Annotated in this window: 17 protein-coding genes; 14 read left to right on the plus strand and 3 right to left on the minus strand. The window is 60.5% G+C overall.

Annotated elements, in window-relative coordinates; translation table 11 throughout:
• The first annotated feature begins 141 nt into the window (after positions 1-141).
• A complete protein-coding gene (locus ACYZT4_RS11860; RefSeq protein WP_461987973.1) occupies positions 142-1,551 on the plus strand; it encodes an MATE family efflux transporter in 1,410 nt (469 codons plus the stop codon).
• On the opposite strand, the gene tusA is transcribed toward ACYZT4_RS11860, so the two are convergent.
• Both tusA and rlmM read right to left on the minus strand, forming a co-directional pair.
• Positions 1,548-1,799: a sulfurtransferase TusA gene (tusA, locus tag ACYZT4_RS11865; RefSeq protein ID WP_054054315.1), complete on the minus strand. Its 252-nt coding sequence runs from the start codon at positions 1,797-1,799 to the stop codon at positions 1,548-1,550. The two genes, ACYZT4_RS11860 and tusA, sit on opposite strands and share 4 nt — an antisense overlap.
• Before the next feature lie 175 nt (positions 1,800-1,974).
• Positions 1,975-3,048 (minus strand): 23S rRNA (cytidine(2498)-2'-O)-methyltransferase RlmM, encoded by a 1,074-nt coding sequence (gene rlmM / locus ACYZT4_RS11870; protein WP_461987975.1) that lies wholly within the window; start codon positions 3,046-3,048, stop codon positions 1,975-1,977.
• Between the two features lie 222 nt (positions 3,049-3,270).
• Here rlmM and acnA point away from each other — a divergent pair, with 222 nt between their 5' ends.
• The 3 genes from acnA (at position 3,271) to ACYZT4_RS11885 (ending at position 8,704) form a co-directional block, all read left to right on the plus strand.
• Positions 3,271-6,012 carry an aconitate hydratase AcnA gene (acnA, locus tag ACYZT4_RS11875; RefSeq protein ID WP_461987977.1) on the plus strand — a complete coding sequence of 914 codons (2,742 nt, stop codon included), beginning with the start codon at positions 3,271-3,273 and terminating at the stop codon, positions 6,010-6,012.
• Positions 6,013-6,243: 231 nt separating this feature from the next.
• Positions 6,244-7,035, plus strand: coding sequence for a lysostaphin resistance A-like protein (locus ACYZT4_RS11880; protein ID WP_461987979.1), 792 nt, complete (start codon positions 6,244-6,246; stop codon positions 7,033-7,035).
• 103 nt (positions 7,036-7,138) lie between these two features.
• On the plus strand, positions 7,139-8,704 hold the full coding sequence (locus tag ACYZT4_RS11885; RefSeq protein ID WP_461987980.1) for a methyl-accepting chemotaxis protein: 1,566 nt from the start codon (positions 7,139-7,141) through the stop codon (positions 8,702-8,704).
• A gap of 183 nt (positions 8,705-8,887) precedes the next feature.
• On the opposite strand, the gene ACYZT4_RS11890 is transcribed toward ACYZT4_RS11885, so the two are convergent.
• Positions 8,888-9,565, minus strand: coding sequence for an alpha/beta fold hydrolase (locus ACYZT4_RS11890; protein ID WP_461987982.1), 678 nt, complete (start codon positions 9,563-9,565; stop codon positions 8,888-8,890).
• Between the two features lie 93 nt (positions 9,566-9,658).
• Here ACYZT4_RS11890 and ccoN (ACYZT4_RS11895) point away from each other — a divergent pair, with 93 nt between their 5' ends.
• The 10 genes from ccoN (ACYZT4_RS11895) to ACYZT4_RS11940 all read left to right on the plus strand — a co-directional run bounded on the left by ccoN (ACYZT4_RS11895) (position 9,659) and on the right by ACYZT4_RS11940 (position 17,408).
• Positions 9,659-11,083: a cytochrome-c oxidase, cbb3-type subunit I gene (gene ccoN, locus ACYZT4_RS11895; RefSeq protein WP_461987983.1), complete on the plus strand. Its 1,425-nt coding sequence runs from the start codon at positions 9,659-9,661 to the stop codon at positions 11,081-11,083.
• 10 nt (positions 11,084-11,093) lie between these two features.
• Complete coding sequence (gene ccoO / locus ACYZT4_RS11900) at positions 11,094-11,702, plus strand: cytochrome-c oxidase, cbb3-type subunit II (protein WP_461987985.1); 609 nt, start codon at positions 11,094-11,096, stop codon at positions 11,700-11,702.
• A gap of 18 nt (positions 11,703-11,720) precedes the next feature.
• On the plus strand, positions 11,721-11,921 hold the full coding sequence (locus ACYZT4_RS11905) for a cbb3-type cytochrome oxidase subunit 3 (protein ID WP_461988659.1): 201 nt from the start codon (positions 11,721-11,723) through the stop codon (positions 11,919-11,921).
• Positions 11,918-12,874, plus strand: coding sequence for a cytochrome-c oxidase, cbb3-type subunit III (ccoP, locus tag ACYZT4_RS11910; protein WP_461987986.1), 957 nt, complete (start codon positions 11,918-11,920; stop codon positions 12,872-12,874). The genes ACYZT4_RS11905 and ccoP (ACYZT4_RS11910) overlap by 4 nt, the downstream gene beginning before the upstream one ends.
• Positions 12,875-13,352: 478 nt before the next feature.
• Positions 13,353-14,795 (plus strand): cytochrome-c oxidase, cbb3-type subunit I, encoded by a 1,443-nt coding sequence (gene ccoN / locus ACYZT4_RS11915; protein ID WP_461987988.1) that lies wholly within the window; start codon positions 13,353-13,355, stop codon positions 14,793-14,795.
• Positions 14,795-15,403, plus strand: coding sequence for a cytochrome-c oxidase, cbb3-type subunit II (gene ccoO / locus ACYZT4_RS11920; protein WP_010456412.1), 609 nt, complete (start codon positions 14,795-14,797; stop codon positions 15,401-15,403). Before ccoN (ACYZT4_RS11915) ends, ccoO (ACYZT4_RS11920) begins: the two co-directional genes overlap by 1 nt.
• A 5-nt stretch (positions 15,404-15,408) precedes the next feature.
• Positions 15,409-15,594, plus strand: coding sequence for a CcoQ/FixQ family Cbb3-type cytochrome c oxidase assembly chaperone (locus ACYZT4_RS11925; protein WP_003175465.1), 186 nt, complete (start codon positions 15,409-15,411; stop codon positions 15,592-15,594).
• Positions 15,591-16,574, plus strand: coding sequence for a cytochrome-c oxidase, cbb3-type subunit III (gene ccoP, locus ACYZT4_RS11930; protein WP_461987990.1), 984 nt, complete (start codon positions 15,591-15,593; stop codon positions 16,572-16,574). The genes ACYZT4_RS11925 and ccoP (ACYZT4_RS11930) overlap by 4 nt, the downstream gene beginning before the upstream one ends.
• Positions 16,575-16,740: 166 nt before the next feature.
• Complete coding sequence (locus ACYZT4_RS11935) at positions 16,741-16,998, plus strand: type II toxin-antitoxin system Phd/YefM family antitoxin (protein WP_461987992.1); 258 nt, start codon at positions 16,741-16,743, stop codon at positions 16,996-16,998.
• Positions 16,998-17,408, plus strand: coding sequence for a PIN domain-containing protein (locus ACYZT4_RS11940; RefSeq protein ID WP_461987994.1), 411 nt, complete (start codon positions 16,998-17,000; stop codon positions 17,406-17,408). The genes ACYZT4_RS11935 and ACYZT4_RS11940 overlap by 1 nt, the downstream gene beginning before the upstream one ends.
• Positions 17,409-17,432: the final 24 nt, after the last annotated feature.

Below are 17,432 nucleotides of genomic sequence, written 5' to 3' on the forward strand. Positions count from 1 at the left end.
CGGAGATGGCCACGATCGGCCAGCAAGCATTGCGCGCCGTTCAAGTGTGATTACAAATAGGTAACACAGGACTTTTCCTGACCGCTGCGTCAAGGCGTAGAATGCGCGGCCGTGTCCCAAAATCCTTCGGACGTTTCGCCTTTGAATTCCGTGACTGACCGCCCTGTTGCCCTCTCCCTCAACCGCCCGGCCCGGGTTCGCCTGGAGCTGAAAAACCTGCTTAGCCTGGGGCTGCCGATCATGATCGCGCAGCTGGCCACCACGGCGATGGGCTTCGTCGATGCGGTGATGGCCGGCCGTGTCGGGCCGCGGGACCTCGCGGCGGTGGCGCTGGGCAACTCGATCTGGGTTCCGGTGTTCCTGCTGATGACCGGCACGCTGCTGGCCACCACGCCGAAAGTCGCCCAGCGTTTCGGCGCCGGCAATCACGGCGAAATCGGCCCGATCGTGCGTCAAGCGTTGTGGCTGGCCCTGGTCGTGGGCCTGATGGCGACCGGCATGTTGTTCAGTGCCGAGCCGATCCTGCACGCCATGAAAGTCGACCCCGAGCTGATCGGCCCGTGCATGCAGTATTTGCACGGCATCGCCAGCGGTTTGCCCGCGGTCGCGTTCTACCATGTGTTGCGCTGTTTCAGTGACGGCCTGGGGCGCACGCGTCCGGCCATGGTCCTGGGTTTATGCGGGCTAGCGCTGAACATCCCGCTCAACTATGTGTTCATTTATGGCCACTTCGGCGTGCCGGCGATGGGTGGTGTCGGTTGCGGCTGGGCCACGGCGATTGTGATGTGGGTGATGGCGCTGGGCATGGCCGGCTGGGAACGCTGGGCGCCGGCATACCAGTCGAGCCAGCTGTTCAGCCGTTTCGACTGGCCGCAATGGTCGGTGATCAAACGCCTGCTGGGCATTGGCCTGCCGATCGGCATCGCGGTGTTCGCCGAATCGAGCATCTTTGCCGTGATCGCCCTGCTGATCGGCAGCCTGGGCGCCACGGTGGTGGCCGGGCATCAGATTGCGCTGAATGTCAGCTCGCTGGTGTTCATGATCCCTTATTCGCTGGGAATGGCCGTGACCGTACGCGTCGGCCAGGCACTGGGCCGGGAAGAACCGCGCGAGGCTCGTTTTGCCGCAGGTGTCGGCATGGGCACTGCGCTGGCCTACGCCTGCCTGTCGGCGAGCATGATGTTGCTGCTGCGCGAGCACATCGCGGCGATCTACACCGCCGACCCGACGGTGATTCATATCGCGGCGATGCTGATTGTGTACTCGGCGCTGTTCCAGTTTTCCGACGCCATCCAGGTGACAGCAGCCGGCGCGTTGCGCGGGTATCAGGACACGCGGGTGACGATGATCCTGACGCTGTTCGCCTACTGGGGCATCGGTTTGCCCGTAGGTTACGCCCTCGGCCTGACCGACTGGCTCGGCGAACCCCGTGGCCCGAGCGGGCTGTGGCAGGGCTTGATCGTGGGCCTGAGTTGCGCGGCGTTGATGCTGGCGATCCGCCTGACGCGCAGTGCACGCAAGCGGATTCGCATCAGCCGTTCGGCGGGTTAAGCGAGTTTCTTGCGGATCCAGTAGAGGTAGGTGCCTGCCTCTTCATGCTGCGCGACCAGTTCGTGATCGAGAAACACGCAGAACTTGGGGATGTCGCGCCGGGTTGACGGGTCGGTGGCGATGACCTTGAGCAGGCCGCCGGGCGCCAGGTCGCGGATGTGCTGGTGCAGCATCATCACCGGTTCCGGGCAGTTCAAGCCGGTGGCGTCGAGGGTGCCGTCAACCGGCGTATCAAGCATTTCACTCATGATCAACTCCTGAAACTGGCCGGCATTGTCGCGCATTGCCGGGTGTCCGGTCATCTATGGCCTTACATTGTCCTTGTAGGAGCCTGCTTGCTGGCGAAACAGGCGCCGCGGTGATTCACGTCTATTGCGTAACAGCTATCGCCAGCAAGCAGGCTCCTACAAGGGTCAGCGTCATTCAACGGGTTTTGGGTTTCTTCACGTCGAGGCGGCGCAGGTGGCACGTCACTTCTTCACGGTCGTGGTACAGCTGCTTGCAGCCGATCTCGACCCGAATCCCGCGTTCCTTGAACCCTTCGGCAATCCGTTCCAGCAGGCGTTTCACCTCGGCATAACGCTGTTTCATCGGTAGCTTGAGGTTGACCACCGCTTCGCGGCAATGACCCTCGCCAACCCACTCTTCGAGCATCGCGGCGTTGCGCGCCGGTTTCTCGACGATGTCGCAGACCATCCAGTCCACCGGCTGCCGCGGCTTGTAGGTGAAACCGTCGGCCATCAAGTGCTGCACCAGCCCGGTGTCCATCAGGCTTTCGGCCATCGGGCCATTATCGATGGCGGTTACCAGCATGCCGCGATTGACCAACTGCCAGGTCCAGCCACCCGGCGCCGCGCCGAGGTCGACAGCGGTCATGTCGCTGTGCAGACGCTCGTCCCACTGGTCGCGCGGGATGAAATGGTGCCACGCCTCTTCGAGTTTCAATGTCGAACGGCTCGGCGCCTCGCGCGGGAACTTCAGGCGCGGAATGCCCATCGGCCACATCGCCGAGTTGTTCGATTCGGCCAGGCCCATGAACACTTCACGGCCGCTCTTGAAGGTCAGCAATAAGCGCGGCTTGTGCGGGTCTTCCTCCAGTTTGCCGGCGGCCATCAGCGCCTTGCGCAGGTGCCCTTCGAACTTCTTGCAGAAATTCGACAGTTCCTTGCCGTCGTTGGTATCGACCATTTCCAGCCACAGGCTGCCGCACAGTGGAAAATTCGCGAGATGCACGAGGATCACGCTGATGCGGTCGGTTTCCGGCAGGTCGATGAACATCCCCCGCGCCCACTGGCGCGGGAAGATCAGGTCTGTAAATCGCTGGCCGCGCATCAGGCGTTCGGCGCCGTCTTCTTCGGTGCAGATGAATTCGGCGCAGGCGCTGGCGGTTTTGGCCTTGGCGTAGCCCGCCACGTTCAGCCGTGCGGCGTGTTCGGAAATCTCCGAACAGACTTCGCCTTCGAAGCCCGGGCGGCAATGCATAAAGAGGGTGTTCATTCTTACTCCTGGGCAGTTGGCGAAGAATTCAGCCACTGCGCGATGCCCAGGCTTGCGTTGAAGCAAAGCCTGTCACGAAAACCGGCGCATGATAGCCGAGTTCGCAACCTCGGAACCGCCCATAAAGTCCAGTTATTAGCCAGCTACTTAAAACAGGGCTAGGTTTAATGCTCTGTCCGTCCCCTCCGTCCGTAGCCGTGCGGACCCTAAGGAGTCATTTCAATGCCGTCCCTCGATAGCCTGAAAACCCTTAAAACCCTGCAAATCGACGACAAGACCTATCACTACTTCAGTCTGCCCGATGCCGCCAAAAGCCTCGGTGATCTCGACAAATTGCCGATGTCGTTGAAAGTACTGCTGGAAAACCTGCTGCGCTGGGAAGACGAAAAAACCGTCACCGGCGCCGACCTCAAGGCGATTGCCGCTTGGCTCAAGGAGCGCCGCTCCGACCGCGAAATCCAGTACCGCCCTGCCCGCGTCCTGATGCAAGACTTCACCGGCGTTCCCGCCGTGGTCGATCTGGCCGCCATGCGCGCCGCCATGGCCAAGGCCGGCGGCGACCCGCAGCGCATCAATCCGCTGTCGCCAGTGGACCTGGTGATCGACCACTCGGTGATGGTCGACAAGTTCGGCAGCGCCAGCGCTTTCGAACAGAACGTCGACATCGAAATGCAGCGCAACGGCGAGCGATATGCCTTTCTGCGCTGGGGCCAGAGCGCCTTCGACAACTTCAGCGTGGTGCCGCCGGGCACCGGCATTTGCCACCAGGTCAACCTCGAATACCTTGGACGCACGGTCTGGACCAAGGATGAGGACGGCCGCACCTACGCGTTTCCCGACACCCTGGTCGGCACCGATTCCCACACCACCATGATCAACGGCCTCGGCGTGCTCGGCTGGGGCGTGGGCGGGATTGAAGCGGAAGCGGCGATGCTCGGCCAGCCGGTGTCGATGCTGATTCCCGAGGTGATCGGCTTCAAACTTACCGGCAAGCTGAAAGAAGGCATCACCGCCACCGACCTGGTGCTGACCGTCACCCAAATGCTGCGTAAAAAAGGCGTGGTCGGCAAATTCGTCGAGTTCTACGGCGATGGCCTGGCTGACCTGCCGCTGGCGGATCGCGCGACCATCGCCAACATGGCCCCGGAATACGGCGCCACCTGCGGATTTTTCCCGGTGGATGAGGTGACCCTGGACTACCTGCGGTTGTCCGGCCGGCCGCTTGAAACGGTGAAACTGGTCGAGGCCTACAGCAAGGCGCAAGGCCTGTGGCGTTTGCCGGGCAAGGAACCGGTGTTCACCGACAGCCTGGCGCTGGACATGGCCAGTGTCGAAGCCAGTCTCGCCGGGCCAAAACGGCCACAGGACCGCGTGTCGCTGCCGAATGTCGCGCAAGCGTTCAGTGACTTCCTCGGCTTGCAATTCAAATCCACCAGCAAGGAAGAAGGTCGCCTGGAGAGCGAAGGCGGCGGCGGTGTCGCGGTGGGTAACGCGGATCTGGTCGGTGAAACGGACTACGAGTACGACGGCCACACCTATCGCCTGAAAAACGGTGCAGTGGTCATCGCCGCGATCACTTCGTGCACCAACACCTCCAACCCGAGCGTGATGATGGCCGCCGGTCTGGTGGCGAAAAAAGCCGTGGAGAAAGGCCTCCAGCGCAAACCGTGGGTGAAAAGCTCGCTGGCCCCCGGCTCGAAAGTGGTGACCGATTACTACAAGGCCGCCGGCCTGACCCAGTACCTGGATCAACTCGGTTTCGCTCTGGTCGGTTACGGTTGCACCACCTGCATTGGCAACTCCGGTCCGCTGCCCGAGCCGATTGAAAAAGCCATCCAGAAAGCCGACCTCGCCGTCGCCTCGGTACTGTCGGGCAATCGCAACTTCGAAGGCCGGGTGCATCCGCTGGTGAAAACCAACTGGCTGGCCTCGCCGCCGCTGGTGGTCGCGTATGCATTGGCCGGCACGGTGCGCATTGATATCAGCAGTGAGTCACTGGGCGATGACAAGGACGGCAACCCGGTATTCCTGCGGGACATCTGGCCGAGTACCCAGGAGATCGCCGAGGCAGTGAACAAGGTCAACACCGCCATGTTCCACAAGGAATACGCTGAAGTGTTTGCCGGCGACGAGCAATGGCAGGCGATTGAAGTGCCACAAGCGGCCACCTACGTCTGGCAGGACGATTCGACGTACATCCAGCACCCGCCGTTTTTCGACGACATTGGCGGTCCGCCACCGGTGGTCAAGGACGTCGCCGGCGCGCGGGTGCTTGCGTTGCTCGGCGACTCGGTGACCACTGACCACATCTCCCCGGCGGGCAACATCAAGTCCGACAGCCCGGCGGGCAATTACCTGCGCGAGAAAGGCGTGGAACCGCGAGACTTCAACTCCTACGGTTCCCGGCGCGGCAACCATGAAGTGATGATGCGCGGCACGTTCGCCAACATCCGCATTCGCAACGAGATGCTCGGCGGCGAAGAAGGCGGCAATACGATCTACATCCCCACGGGCGAGAAACTGGCGATCTACGATGCGGCCATGCGTTATCAAGCCTCCGGCACGCCGCTGGTGGTGATCGCCGGGCAAGAATACGGCACCGGCTCAAGCCGCGACTGGGCGGCCAAGGGCACCAATCTGCTGGGCGTGAAAGCCGTCATCGCCGAAAGCTTCGAGCGCATTCACCGCTCCAACCTGGTGGGCATGGGCGTGCTGCCCCTGCAATTCAAACTGGATCAGAACCGCAAGAGTTTGAACCTGACCGGCAAGGAGACCGTGGATATTCTGGGCCTGACCGGCGTCGAACTGACGCCACGGATGAACCTGTCGCTGGTCATTACCCGTGAAAACGGCCGCAGCGAGAAGATCGAGGTGCTGTGCCGGATCGATACGTTGAATGAAGTCGAGTACTTCAAGTCGGGGGGCATTTTGCATTATGTGTTGCGGCAGTTGATCGCGTCGTAGGCTTTTGCTGTAAAAGACACCGCCTTCGGGCGGTGTTTTTGTTGGTGGGTACGTCTCTATAATCGCCCCGGCCTTTTCATGTCCTGCACAAATCCCCTGTAGGAGTGAGCCTGCTCGCGAAGGGGCCATGACATTCAAAATCATCTTTGACTGCGACTCCGCCTTCGCGAGCAGGCTCACTCCTACAAGGGTCCGAAGCGACTCGCAGAATTTCGTACACAAGGACTTCAGATGTTTGCTCTGCCATGGATTCACCTGGCATTTCTTGCGGCAGGTTACTGCCTGGCGCTGACCTACGGTCACCTCGGCTGGCTCGCCGGGATTTCCATCGCGCTGCTATTGATCGCCGGTTACGCCGCACGCCAACAACACCTGCGCCTGGGCCACTACCTCGGTCACGGCCTTTTCCTGTTCATGGCCCTCGCGTTGGCACTGCATTGGCTCCCCGGTTTTTATAACGGTCGCGGCATTCATCCGCAACGTTTCACTGACGACGCCGTGCGATTTTCCATGTACCTGAATCTGGACAAACCGCTGATCGGTTTCTGGCTGTTGCTGGTGTGCCCGTGGATTGTCGGCTGGCGTTCGTTGCGCCTTTCCCTGGTTGCCACCGCGATGGGACTGGCGGTGAGTACCGTTCTCGCGCTGGGCGGCGCGCTGTGGCTGGGCGTGATCAGTTGGGCGCCAAAATGGCCGGATCAGGCCTGGTTGTGGCTGTTCAACAATCTTCTGCTGGTGACGCTGGTGGAGGAGGCGCTGTTTCGCGGGTACATCCAGGGTGGGCTGAGTCGGTATTTCAAAAACCTGCGTCATGGCGAACATCTGGCGTTATTGAGCGCTTCGCTCGTGTTCGGCCTCGCGCACCTGGGTGCTGGCTGGCACTGGGTGTTGCTGGCGAGCCTGGCGGGCATCGGCTACGGCCTGGCCTACCGTTTTGGTGGTCTGGGCGCAGCCATCGCCACGCATTTTGGATTGAACCTGGTGCATTTCGGCCTGTTCACCTATCCGATGCTGGCCAGCTGAAGCAACGCTGGTTTTGCGACACACTGCTGATTATTGAAAAATAATTTCAATAAATTCCTGACGCCGCCGACAACCTTTGAAAGCCTCACGGATTGACAAAGCCATGCGTAACAACCAGCCCATTACCCAGCGCGAACGGACGTTCCCGGCCCAGCAACGGTTGATTTCCACCACCGACGCAAAGGGCGTGATCACCTACTGCAACGACGCGTTCGTTGAAATCAGCGGGTTTTCTCGTGAAGACCTGATCCGCGCACCGCACAACCTGGTTCGTCACCCTGACGTTCCATCGGCGGTGTTCGCGCACATGTGGGGCACGCTGAAACAAGGCCTGCCATGGATGGGCATCGTCAAGAATCGCTGCCAGAACGGTGACCACTACTGGGTTAACGCCTACGTCACGCCGGTGTTCGACGGCAACCAGGTGATCGGTTACGAGTCGGTGCGGATCAAACCCACCGCCGAGCAGATCCAGCGCGCCGAAGCGCTCTACCAGCGCATCAACCAGGGCAAGTCAGCGGTCCCTGCCTCCGATAAATGGTTGCCGGTGCTTCTGGACTGGCTGCCGTTCATTCTGGTCAGCCAGTTGAGCTTCATGATCGGTGCAACGCTCACGTCGCAGTGGGGCTTTGCCTTGGCGGCTGGTTTGTCAGTGCCATTGGGCCTGATGGGGTTGAGCTGGCAACAGCGCGGCCTCAAGCGCTTGCTGCGTCTGGCTGAGCAGACCACGTCCGACCCGCTGATCGCGCGGATGTACACCGACAGCCGCGGCGCGCAGGCGCGCCTGGAGATGTCGATCCTCAGCCAGGAAGCCCGCCTGAAAACCTGCCTGACCCGTCTGCAAGACACCGCCGAGCACCTGACCGAGCAAGCGAAGCAGTCCGACACCTTGGCACACAACAGCTCCACCGGCCTTGAGCGTCAGCGCGTCGAAACCGAGCAAGTGGCCACCGCCGTCAACCAGATGGCTGCCACTACTCAGGAAGTCGCCAGCCACGTACAGCGCACCGCGGATGCCACTCAGGAAGCCAATCGCCTGACCGGTCGTGGTCGCGACATCGCCGGGGAAACCCGCGAAGCCATTCAGCGCCTGTCGGTGGTGGTCGGTGAAACCGGCCTGACCGTGACGCAACTGGCCAAGGACAGTGATGAAATCGGCGGCGTGGTCGATGTGATCAAAGGCATCGCCGACCAGACCAACCTGCTGGCCTTGAATGCGGCCATCGAAGCGGCCCGTGCCGGTGAGATGGGTCGCGGGTTCGCGGTGGTGGCTGACGAAGTTCGCCAACTGGCGCAGCGCACCAGCGAGTCCACCGGGCAGATTCACGCGCTGATCGCCAAGCTGCAACAGACCGCCAGCACCGCGGTGCAAACCATGGAAGCCGGGCATCGCCAGGCGGAAGAAGGCGTGGCGCGGGTACTGGAAGCGGATCAGGCCCTGGTCGGGATCAGCGAAGCGGTGGCGCACATCACCGACATGACCACGCAGATTGCGGCCGCGACCGAAGAGCAAAGCTCGGTGGCCGAGGAAATCAGCCGCAACATCAGCAACATCTCGCAACTGGCCGATCAAACCTCGGAACAGGCGCAGCACTCTGCATTGCTGAGTGAAGAGCTGACCAGGACGGCGAATACCCAGTATTCGTTGGTGGAGCGTTTTAACCGCTGATGGCGCTGGTCATAAAAAACCCGGACGGTGAAAGCCTCCGGGTTTTTTATTGCCTGTCAGATAGCTATCGCGAGCAGGCTCACTCCCACAGTGGATCTGCGTTGAACACAAAATGGAGTGCCCCAGAGATCAAATGTGGGAGTGAGCCTGCTCGCGATGAGGCAATGTGGAGCCCCGCAAATATCACTGCATGAATGAGGCAACCTTCCCCGCCGCAGCCGCCAAATGCTGCTCATGCGTAAACCCCGAAGCCTTCAACGGCTTCAAATCATGATCACCCGCCACCAGCCAGAACACCTCGATACTCATTGACAGCGCATACCCCTCGACCGTCTCACGATTGCCCAACGCATCTCGCTCGCCTTGGACAATCAGCGTCCGGGTCTTGAGCGCAGCCAAATGCTCCACCCGAGGTTTCTCCGGTTTACCCACCGCGTAAAACGGATACCCCAAGCACACCAACGCATCCGCACCCAGCTCATCGGCCAAGAGACTGGCCATCCGCCCGCCCATGGACTTGCCGCCAATTGCCAGACGCCCAGCGACATGGCGTCGCACCTCGGCGAACACCTGACGCCAGCATTCGAGCAGTTTCGGTGCCGGATTCGGTGGGCGTTTGCCGCCATCGAGACGCCGTTGCGCCATGTACGGAAACTCGAAGCGCACGACGTTCACGCCCTGCGCAGCAAGGCGCGCAGCCATGTCGTTCATCCAGGAGCTGTCCATCGGCGCACCGGCGCCGTGGGCCAGGATCAACGTCGCCGATGCCGGCGCTGAAGCGGCATTCCACAACCATCCCTGTTCCTGCAGGCACTGCGCCCATTGATCCCCGTCAATACTGGCTTTGTGCTCTTTGTCCATGCTTGCCTCGCTTTTAGTCTGCCTATAACTCCAGGCGAAGGGGACGTTGCCTTGCGCACGCGCCCACTTCGGCTGAACCGTGGATGGGGAACCATGAACACTTCTATCAGTACCGCCTACAACTACAAGGTGGTCCGCCAATTCGCCATTATGACGGTGGTGTGGGGCATCGTCGGCATGGGGCTCGGGGTTTTTCTCGCGGCTCAATTGGTCTGGCCCGAACTCAACTTCAATTTGCCGTGGACCAGTTTCGGCCGCTTGCGCCCTCTGCACACCAACGCGGTGATCTTCGCGTTCGGCGGTTGCGCCCTGTTCGCCAGTTCGTTCTATTCGGTGCAACGCACCTGCCAGACCCAACTGTTTGCACCAAAAATCGCCGCGTTCTGCTTCTGGGGCTGGCAGTTGGTGATTGTCCTCGCAGCGATCAGCCTGCCGCTGGGTTACACCAGTTCCAAGGAATACGCCGAGCTGGAATGGCCGATCGACATCCTGATCACCATCGTCTGGGTCGCCTACGCCATTGTGTTCTTCGGCACGCTGGCCAAGCGCAAGACCAGGCACATTTACGTCGGCAACTGGTTCTTCGGTGCGTTCATCATCACCGTGGCGATCTTGCACATCGTCAATAACCTTGAGCTGCCGGTGAGTTTCACCAAGTCCTACTCGGTCTATGCCGGTGCGACGGACGCCATGGTGCAATGGTGGTACGGGCACAACGCCGTGGGCTTTTTCCTCACCGCCGGTTTCCTCGGGATGATGTATTACTTCGTGCCGAAGCAGGCCGAGCGTCCGGTGTATTCCTACCGCTTGTCCATCGTGCATTTCTGGGCGCTGATCACCCTGTACATCTGGGCCGGTCCGCACCACTTGCACTACACCGCCCTGCCCGATTGGGCGCAATCGCTGGGCATGGTGATGTCGCTGATCCTGCTGGCGCCGAGCTGGGGCGGGATGATCAACGGGATGATGACGCTTTCGGGCGCCTGGCATAAGTTGCGCAGCGACCCGATCCTGCGTTTCCTCGTGGTCTCGCTGGCCTTCTACGGCATGTCGACCTTCGAAGGGCCGATGATGGCGATCAAGACGGTCAACGCCCTTTCCCACTACACCGACTGGACCATCGGCCACGTCCACGCCGGCGCGCTCGGCTGGGTGGCGATGATCTCCATCGGCGCGCTGTACCACATGATTCCGAAAATTTTCGGTCGGCCGCAGATGCATAGCATCGGCCTGATCAACGCGCACTTCTGGCTCGCGACCATCGGCACCGTGCTCTACATCGCGTCGATGTGGGTCAACGGCATCGCCCAGGGCCTGATGTGGCGCGCAGTGAACGAGGACGGCACGCTGACCTACTCCTTCGTCGAAACCCTGGTGGCCAGCCACCCGGGCTTTGTGGTGCGACTGGTGGGCGGGGCGATCTTCCTCAGCGGCATGTTCCTGATGGCTTACAACACCTGGCGCACCGTGCGGGCCTCGCAGCCTGCCGACGTCGCCGCTGCCGCGCAGATGGCCTGAGGAGTCCGCCATGAAACATGAAACCATCGAGAAAAACGTCGGCCTGCTGTTGCTGCTGATGATCCTGGCCGTGAGCGTCGGCGGTCTGACCCAGATCGTCCCGCTGTTCTTCCAGGACGTGACCAACAAACCGGTGGAAGGCATGAAGCCCTATACCGCGCTGCAACTGGAAGGTCGCGACATTTACATCCGCGAAGGCTGCGTCGGTTGCCACTCGCAGATGATCCGGCCGTTTCGCGCCGAGACCGAGCGCTACGGGCACTACTCGGTGGCCGGTGAAAGCGTCTGGGATCACCCGTTTCTCTGGGGCTCGAAACGCACCGGGCCGGACCTCGCCCGAGTCGGCGGTCGCTACTCCGAAGACTGGCACCGCGCGCATTTGTACAACCCGCGCAACGTGGTGCCGGAATCGAAGATGCCCGCCTACCCGTGGCTGGTGGCCAATCAGCTCGACAGCGGCCACACCGAAACCAAGATCAAGGCCATGCGCACCCTCGGCGTGCCGTACACCGACGACGACATCACCGGCGCGGTCGCCTCGCTCAAGGGCAAGACCGAAATGGACGCGTTGGTCGCTTACCTGCAAGTGCTCGGCACTGCCATCAAGAGCAAGAGGTGAATCATGGTCATTTCTTTTATGGAGAGCGAAATAAGCAGCGGAATGATTCGTGGCCTCGGCACGGTCGTGGTGTTCGTGGCCTTCGTCGGCCTGACGTTGTGGGTGTTCAACCGCAAGCGCAATCCGGAATTCGCCGAAGCGCGCCTGCTGCCGTTCGCCGACGAACCCCTGCCCGATGCCACCACTCAAGAACCTGAAACAGGGAGTACTCGGTCATGACCACTTTCTGGAGTACGTGGATTTGCGTACTGACCCTCGGCAGCCTGATCGGCCTGACCTGGCTGCTGATCGGCACTCGCAAGGGCGAAACCAAGGGCAGTGTCGACCAGACGATGGGCCACAGCTTCGACGGCATCGAGGAGTACGACAACCCGCTGCCGCAATGGTGGTTCATGCTGTTCGCCGGCACGCTGGTGTTCGCCGTCGGTTATCTGATCCTTTATCCCGGCCTGGGCAACTGGAAAGGCATCCTGCCGGGTTACGAGGATGGCTGGACCGGCGTGCACGAATGGGAAAAAGAGATGGACAAGGCCGACGCCAGGTTCGGGCCGATCTTCGCCAAATTCGCTGCCATGCCGCTGGAGGAAGTGGCAAAGGACCCGCAAGCGCTGAAAATGGGCGGTCGCCTGTTCGCTTCGAACTGCTCGGTGTGCCACGGCTCGGACGCCAAGGGCGCTTTCGGCTTTCCGAACCTCGCCGACAACAACTGGCGCTGGGGCGGCGACGCCGAAATGATCAAGTCCACGATCATGGGCGGACGCATGGCAGCCATGCCGGCCTGGGGCGAAATACTCGGTGACGCCGGGGTGAAGAACGTTGCCGCCTATGTGCGCCATGAACTGGCCGGCCTGCCATTGCCCGCTGGCGACAACGCCGATCTGCACGCAGGACAGCAACTGTTCAGCACCACGTGCGTAGCCTGTCATGGGGCAAACGGCCACGGCACTGAAGCCATGGGAGCGCCGAATCTGACGCAACCGGCCGGATTTATTTACGGTACAAGCCTGGCGCAGCTGCAACAAACCATCCGTCATGGCCGCCAGGGCCATATGCCGGCGCAGACCGAACTGCTCGGCAACGATAAGGTGCAACTGCTCGCGGCTTACGTTTACAGCCTTTCGAGAGGTGTAGAGCAGTTGAGCGGCAAGCTTCAAGCTACAAGCTCCAAGTAAAAGGCAAAATCAAAAACTGCAGGCGACGAGAACTCTCTTGTCGCTTGCAGCTGCTTCCATTTGTCACACCCCCCAATGGTCCTCCTTTCGGTTCCCCGGATTCGGGTCTAAGCTAGTTCCGATGCGGACTGGCATGAGCCGGTTCCAGGTCGACCCAACGCGATGTGTTCGACGAATCTGTTCGATGACAGGCCGCAAAGGCTGGTAGATACCGGCTGTCGTGCCAATTGCCGTCGGTGACCTGATCGTTGCGTTTGAACACACCCCGTTACATCCGACCTGACCCCTCACCTCCTTCGTTCGCCGGGACATTTTACTCGTAAGCAATTTTGTCCTTACGTGGCGCATGGAAAGGCCGCAGAATCAGCTTTTGAAAGCATTGACTCAGGTCATGGCGCGTTGCAATGACCCCCTGCTTTCTCCATACTTGCGGCCGATTTTTACTCCTAATAAAACACCCAAACCGTGGAACCTTAGAATGAGCACAGCAATCAGTCCGACTGCTTATAACTATAAGGTAGTCCGCCAGTTCGCCATCATGACGGTGGTCTGGGGGATCCTTGGCATGGGGCTCGGTGTCTTCATCGCCTCACAGCTTGTATGGCCGGAATTGAATCTCGGTCTGCCGTGGACGACTTTTGGACGCTTACGCCCGTTGCACACCAACCTGGTGATTTTCGCCTTCGGTGGATGTGCACTGTTTGCCACTTCTTATTACGTCGTGCAGCGAACCTGCCAAACGCGACTGATTTCCGACAGCCTCGCGGCCTTCCACTTCTGGGGTTGGCAAGCGGTGATCGTCGGCGCGATCGTGACCTTGCCGCTGGGTTACACCACCACCAAGGAATACGCGGAACTGGAATGGCCCCTCGCCATTCTGCTGGCCATTGTCTGGGTCACCTACGGTCTGGTGTTCTTCGGCACCATCGTCAAGCGCAAGACCAAGCACATTTACGTGGGCAACTGGTTCTACGGCGCGTTTATCGTCGTGACCGCGATGCTGCACATCGTCAACCACATGTCGCTGCCGGTCAGCCTCTTCAAGTCCTACTCCGCCTACGCGGGTGCGACGGACGCGATGATTCAGTGGTGGTACGGCCACAACGCGGTGGGGTTCTTCCTGACCACCGGCTTCCTGGGGATGATGTACTACTTCGTTCCGAAGCAGGCCGAGCGTCCGATCTACTCCTATCGCCTGTCCATCGTGCACTTCTGGGCGCTGATCACCCTGTACATCTGGGCCGGTCCGCACCACTTGCACTACACCGCACTGCCGGACTGGGCTCAGTCCCTGGGCATGGCGATGTCGATCATTCTGCTGGCTCCGAGCTGGGGCGGCATGATCAACGGCATGATGACCTTGTCGGGCGCCTGGCATAAGCTGCGCACCGACCCGATCCTGCGCTTCCTGGTCGTGTCGCTGGCGTTCTACGGCATGTCGACCTTCGAAGGCCCGATGATGGCTATCAAGACCGTCAACTCGCTCTCGCACTACACCGACTGGACTATCGGCCACGTACACGCCGGTGCTCTTGGCTGGGTAGCGATGATCTCGATCGGCGCGATCTACCACATGATCCCGAAACTGTTCGGTCGCGCGCAGATGCATAGCATCGGCCTGATCAACACGCACTTCTGGCTCGCGACCATCGGTACCGTTCTTTACATCGCTTCGATGTGGGTCAACGGCATCACCCAGGGTCTGATGTGGCGTGCAATCAACGACGACGGCACCCTCACCTACTCGTTCGTGGAAGCGCTGCAAGCCAGCCACCCAGGTTTCATCGTTCGCGCCCTGGGCGGTGCGTTCTTTGCCAGCGGCATGCTGTTCATGGCCTACAACGTATGGCGTACCGTACGTGCCTCGAACCCGGCTGAAGCCGAAGCCGCCGCTCAGATTGCTGTAGTTGGAGCTCACTGATGAAGCATGAAGCAGTCGAGAAGAACATTGGCCTGCTGGCCTTCTTCATGGTTATCGCCGTCAGCGTCGGCGGCCTGACCCAGATCGTTCCGCTGTTTTTCCAGGACGTCACCAACAAGCCGGTCGAAGGCATGAAGCCGCGCACCGCCCTTGAACTGGAAGGACGCGACATCTACATCGCCAACGGTTGTGTCGGCTGCCATTCGCAGATGATCCGCCCGTTCCGTGCTGAAACCGAACGTTACGGCCACTACTCGGTTGCCGGTGAAAGCGTCTGGGACCACCCGTTCCTGTGGGGTTCCAAGCGTACCGGTCCGGACCTGGCCCGTGTCGGCGGTCGTTACTCCGATGACTGGCAGCGTGCGCACTTGTACAACCCGCGCAACGTCGTCCCTGAATCGAAAATGCCGGCCTACCCGTTCCTCGTGGAAAACAAGCTCGACGGCAAAGACACCGCCAAGAAAATGGAAGTCTTGCGCACGCTCGGCGTCCCTTACACCGACGAAGACATCGCCGGTGCCAAGGATGCCGTGAAGGGCAAAACCGAAATGGACGCGCTGGTGGCCTATCTGCAAGGCCTGGGCACCATCATCAAAAGCAAACGGTGATTTAGATGGATATCGGGATGATTCGTGGCCTGGGCACCGTTGTCGTGATGGTGGCCTTCATCGGTCTGGCGTTGTGGGTGTTCAGCCCCAAGCGCAAGTCGGAGTTTGAAGACGCGACCTTGCTGCCTTTCGCGGATGATCCCGAAGCCATCAAGCACGTCGAGCAAGCTTCTAGGAGTAACAAAGAATGACTACGTTCTGGAGTCTGTACGTCACAGTCCTCAGTCTCGGCACCATCTTCGCCTTGACCTGGCTGCTGCTGTCCACCCGCAAGGGCCAGCGCAGCGAAGCCACCGAAGAAACGGTTGGCCACTCCTTCGACGGGATCGAGGAGTACGACAACCCACTGCCGAAATGGTGGTTCATGTTGTTTGTGGGCACCATCATCTTCGCCCTGGGCTACCTGGTTCTGTACCCGGGCCTGGGCAACTGGAAGGGCCTGCTGCCGGGTTACAACTACCTGGATAACGACAAGCAGACCGCGTTCGCCAACGGCCAAATCGGCTGGACCGGCGTTCACGAGTGGGAAAAGGAAATGGCCAAGTCGGACGCCAGGTTCGGTCCGATCTTCGCCAAGTTTGCCTCCATGCCTATCGAAGAAGTCGCCAAGGACCCGCAAGCACTGAAGATGGGTGGCCGCCTGTTCGCCTCCAACTGCTCGGTTTGCCACGGCTCCGACGCCAAGGGCGCTTATGGCTTCCCGAACCTGACCGACGCCGACTGGCGCTGGGGCGGCGAGCCGGAAACGATCAAGACCACCATCATGGGCGGCCGTCACGCGGTGATGCCTGCGTGGGCGGAAGTGATCGGCGAACAAGGCGTTTCGGACGTGGCTGCATTCGTCCTGACCAACCTCGATGGCCGCAAGTTGCCGGAAGGCACCAAGGCTGACCCGGTGGCCGGGCAGAAACTGTTCGCCGCCAACTGCGTGGCCTGCCACGGCCCGGAAGGCAAAGGCACACCCGCGATGGGCGCACCTAACCTGACCCACCCGGCCGCGTTCATCTACGGTTCGAGCTTCGCTCAATTGCAGCAGACCATCCGCTACGGCCGTCAGGGCCAGATGCCTGCGCAAGAGCAACTGCAAGGCAACGACAAGGTCCACCTGCTGGCCGCGTACGTCTACAGCCTGTCTCACGGTGAGAAAGCGGCGATGGAAGCCGCTGAGTAAGCTGATCACCTGAAACAAAAACGGCCCCGCCAATGAGAATTGACGGGGCCGTTTTCATTTCTGCCTGGTTTGCCCGACCAGTGGCATCACCCTCCTTCGGCAAAAAGTTGTGGGATCGCTCGCCAAGTAGTAACGTTTCTACAAAGCGATTTCAGGAGGCACTGCCATGACAGCTATCACCACCATTTCCAGTCGTGAATTCAATCAGGACACAAGCAGTGCCAAAAAAGCCACGCGTCAGGGCCCGGTAATCATCACCGACCGTGGCAAGCCGGCGCATGTGCTGCTAAGCATTGAGGACTACCAAACTCTCACCGGCATCAACGCCAATATTGTCGAGCTATTGGTGATGCCGGAAGCGGCAGACATCGAGTTCGAAACCGAGCGTGCCGTGATCATTCATCGACCCGTGGACCTGTCCTGATGTTTTTACTCGATACCAATGTAATTTCCGAACTGCGCAAACCCCGGGCGGATGCAAATGTCGTCGCCTGGGCCAAAAATATCATTGCCCCACGCATGTTCATTTCAGCTATCACCTTGAAGGAACTGGAGACCGGTGTTCTGCGCATGGAGCGTCGAGACCCCGCGCAGGGGAAGATTTTGCGCACTTGGCTCAAGCGCCACGTCATGCCCGCCTTCGATGCGAGAATTCTTCCGGTGGATGCCGCCGTGGCGTTGCGCTGTGCCAGCCTGCATGTTCCAGACCGTGCCAATGAAAGCGACTCCCTGATCGCAGCAACTGCGCTGGTGCACGGCCTGACGGTGGTCACTCGCAACGTCGACGACTTTCACTCCAGCGGTGTTGCACTGATCAATCCATGGGACGAGTGAGCTAGCCGCTTGAGCAAAAGCGTC

It is taken from the genome of Pseudomonas sp. GB2N2 (genome assembly GCF_054897705.1).

What these genes read in the sequence shown, in the direction of transcription:
- tusA (WP_054054315.1), bottom strand. Translation starts at nt 1,799, where the DNA reads ATGAGTGAAATGCTTGATACGCCGGTTGACGGCACCCTCGACGCCACC.
- rlmM (WP_461987975.1), bottom strand. Translation starts at nt 3,048, where the DNA reads ATGAACACCCTCTTTATGCATTGCCGCCCGGGCTTCGAAGGCGAAGTC.
- acnA (WP_461987977.1), top strand. Translation starts at nt 3,271, where the DNA reads ATGCCGTCCCTCGATAGCCTGAAAACCCTTAAAACCCTGCAAATCGAC.
- ACYZT4_RS11880 (WP_461987979.1), top strand. Translation starts at nt 6,244, where the DNA reads ATGTTTGCTCTGCCATGGATTCACCTGGCATTTCTTGCGGCAGGTTAC.
- ACYZT4_RS11885 (WP_461987980.1), top strand. Translation starts at nt 7,139, where the DNA reads ATGCGTAACAACCAGCCCATTACCCAGCGCGAACGGACGTTCCCGGCC.
- ACYZT4_RS11890 (WP_461987982.1), bottom strand. Translation starts at nt 9,565, where the DNA reads ATGGACAAAGAGCACAAAGCCAGTATTGACGGGGATCAATGGGCGCAG.
- ccoN (WP_461987983.1), top strand. Translation starts at nt 9,659, where the DNA reads ATGAACACTTCTATCAGTACCGCCTACAACTACAAGGTGGTCCGCCAA.
- ccoO (WP_461987985.1), top strand. Translation starts at nt 11,094, where the DNA reads ATGAAACATGAAACCATCGAGAAAAACGTCGGCCTGCTGTTGCTGCTG.
- ACYZT4_RS11905 (WP_461988659.1), top strand. Translation starts at nt 11,721, where the DNA reads ATGGAGAGCGAAATAAGCAGCGGAATGATTCGTGGCCTCGGCACGGTC.
- ccoP (WP_461987986.1), top strand. Translation starts at nt 11,918, where the DNA reads ATGACCACTTTCTGGAGTACGTGGATTTGCGTACTGACCCTCGGCAGC.
- ccoN (WP_461987988.1), top strand. Translation starts at nt 13,353, where the DNA reads ATGAGCACAGCAATCAGTCCGACTGCTTATAACTATAAGGTAGTCCGC.
- ccoO (WP_010456412.1), top strand. Translation starts at nt 14,795, where the DNA reads ATGAAGCATGAAGCAGTCGAGAAGAACATTGGCCTGCTGGCCTTCTTC.
- ACYZT4_RS11925 (WP_003175465.1), top strand. Translation starts at nt 15,409, where the DNA reads ATGGATATCGGGATGATTCGTGGCCTGGGCACCGTTGTCGTGATGGTG.
- ccoP (WP_461987990.1), top strand. Translation starts at nt 15,591, where the DNA reads ATGACTACGTTCTGGAGTCTGTACGTCACAGTCCTCAGTCTCGGCACC.
- ACYZT4_RS11935 (WP_461987992.1), top strand. Translation starts at nt 16,741, where the DNA reads ATGACAGCTATCACCACCATTTCCAGTCGTGAATTCAATCAGGACACA.
- ACYZT4_RS11940 (WP_461987994.1), top strand. Translation starts at nt 16,998, where the DNA reads ATGTTTTTACTCGATACCAATGTAATTTCCGAACTGCGCAAACCCCGG.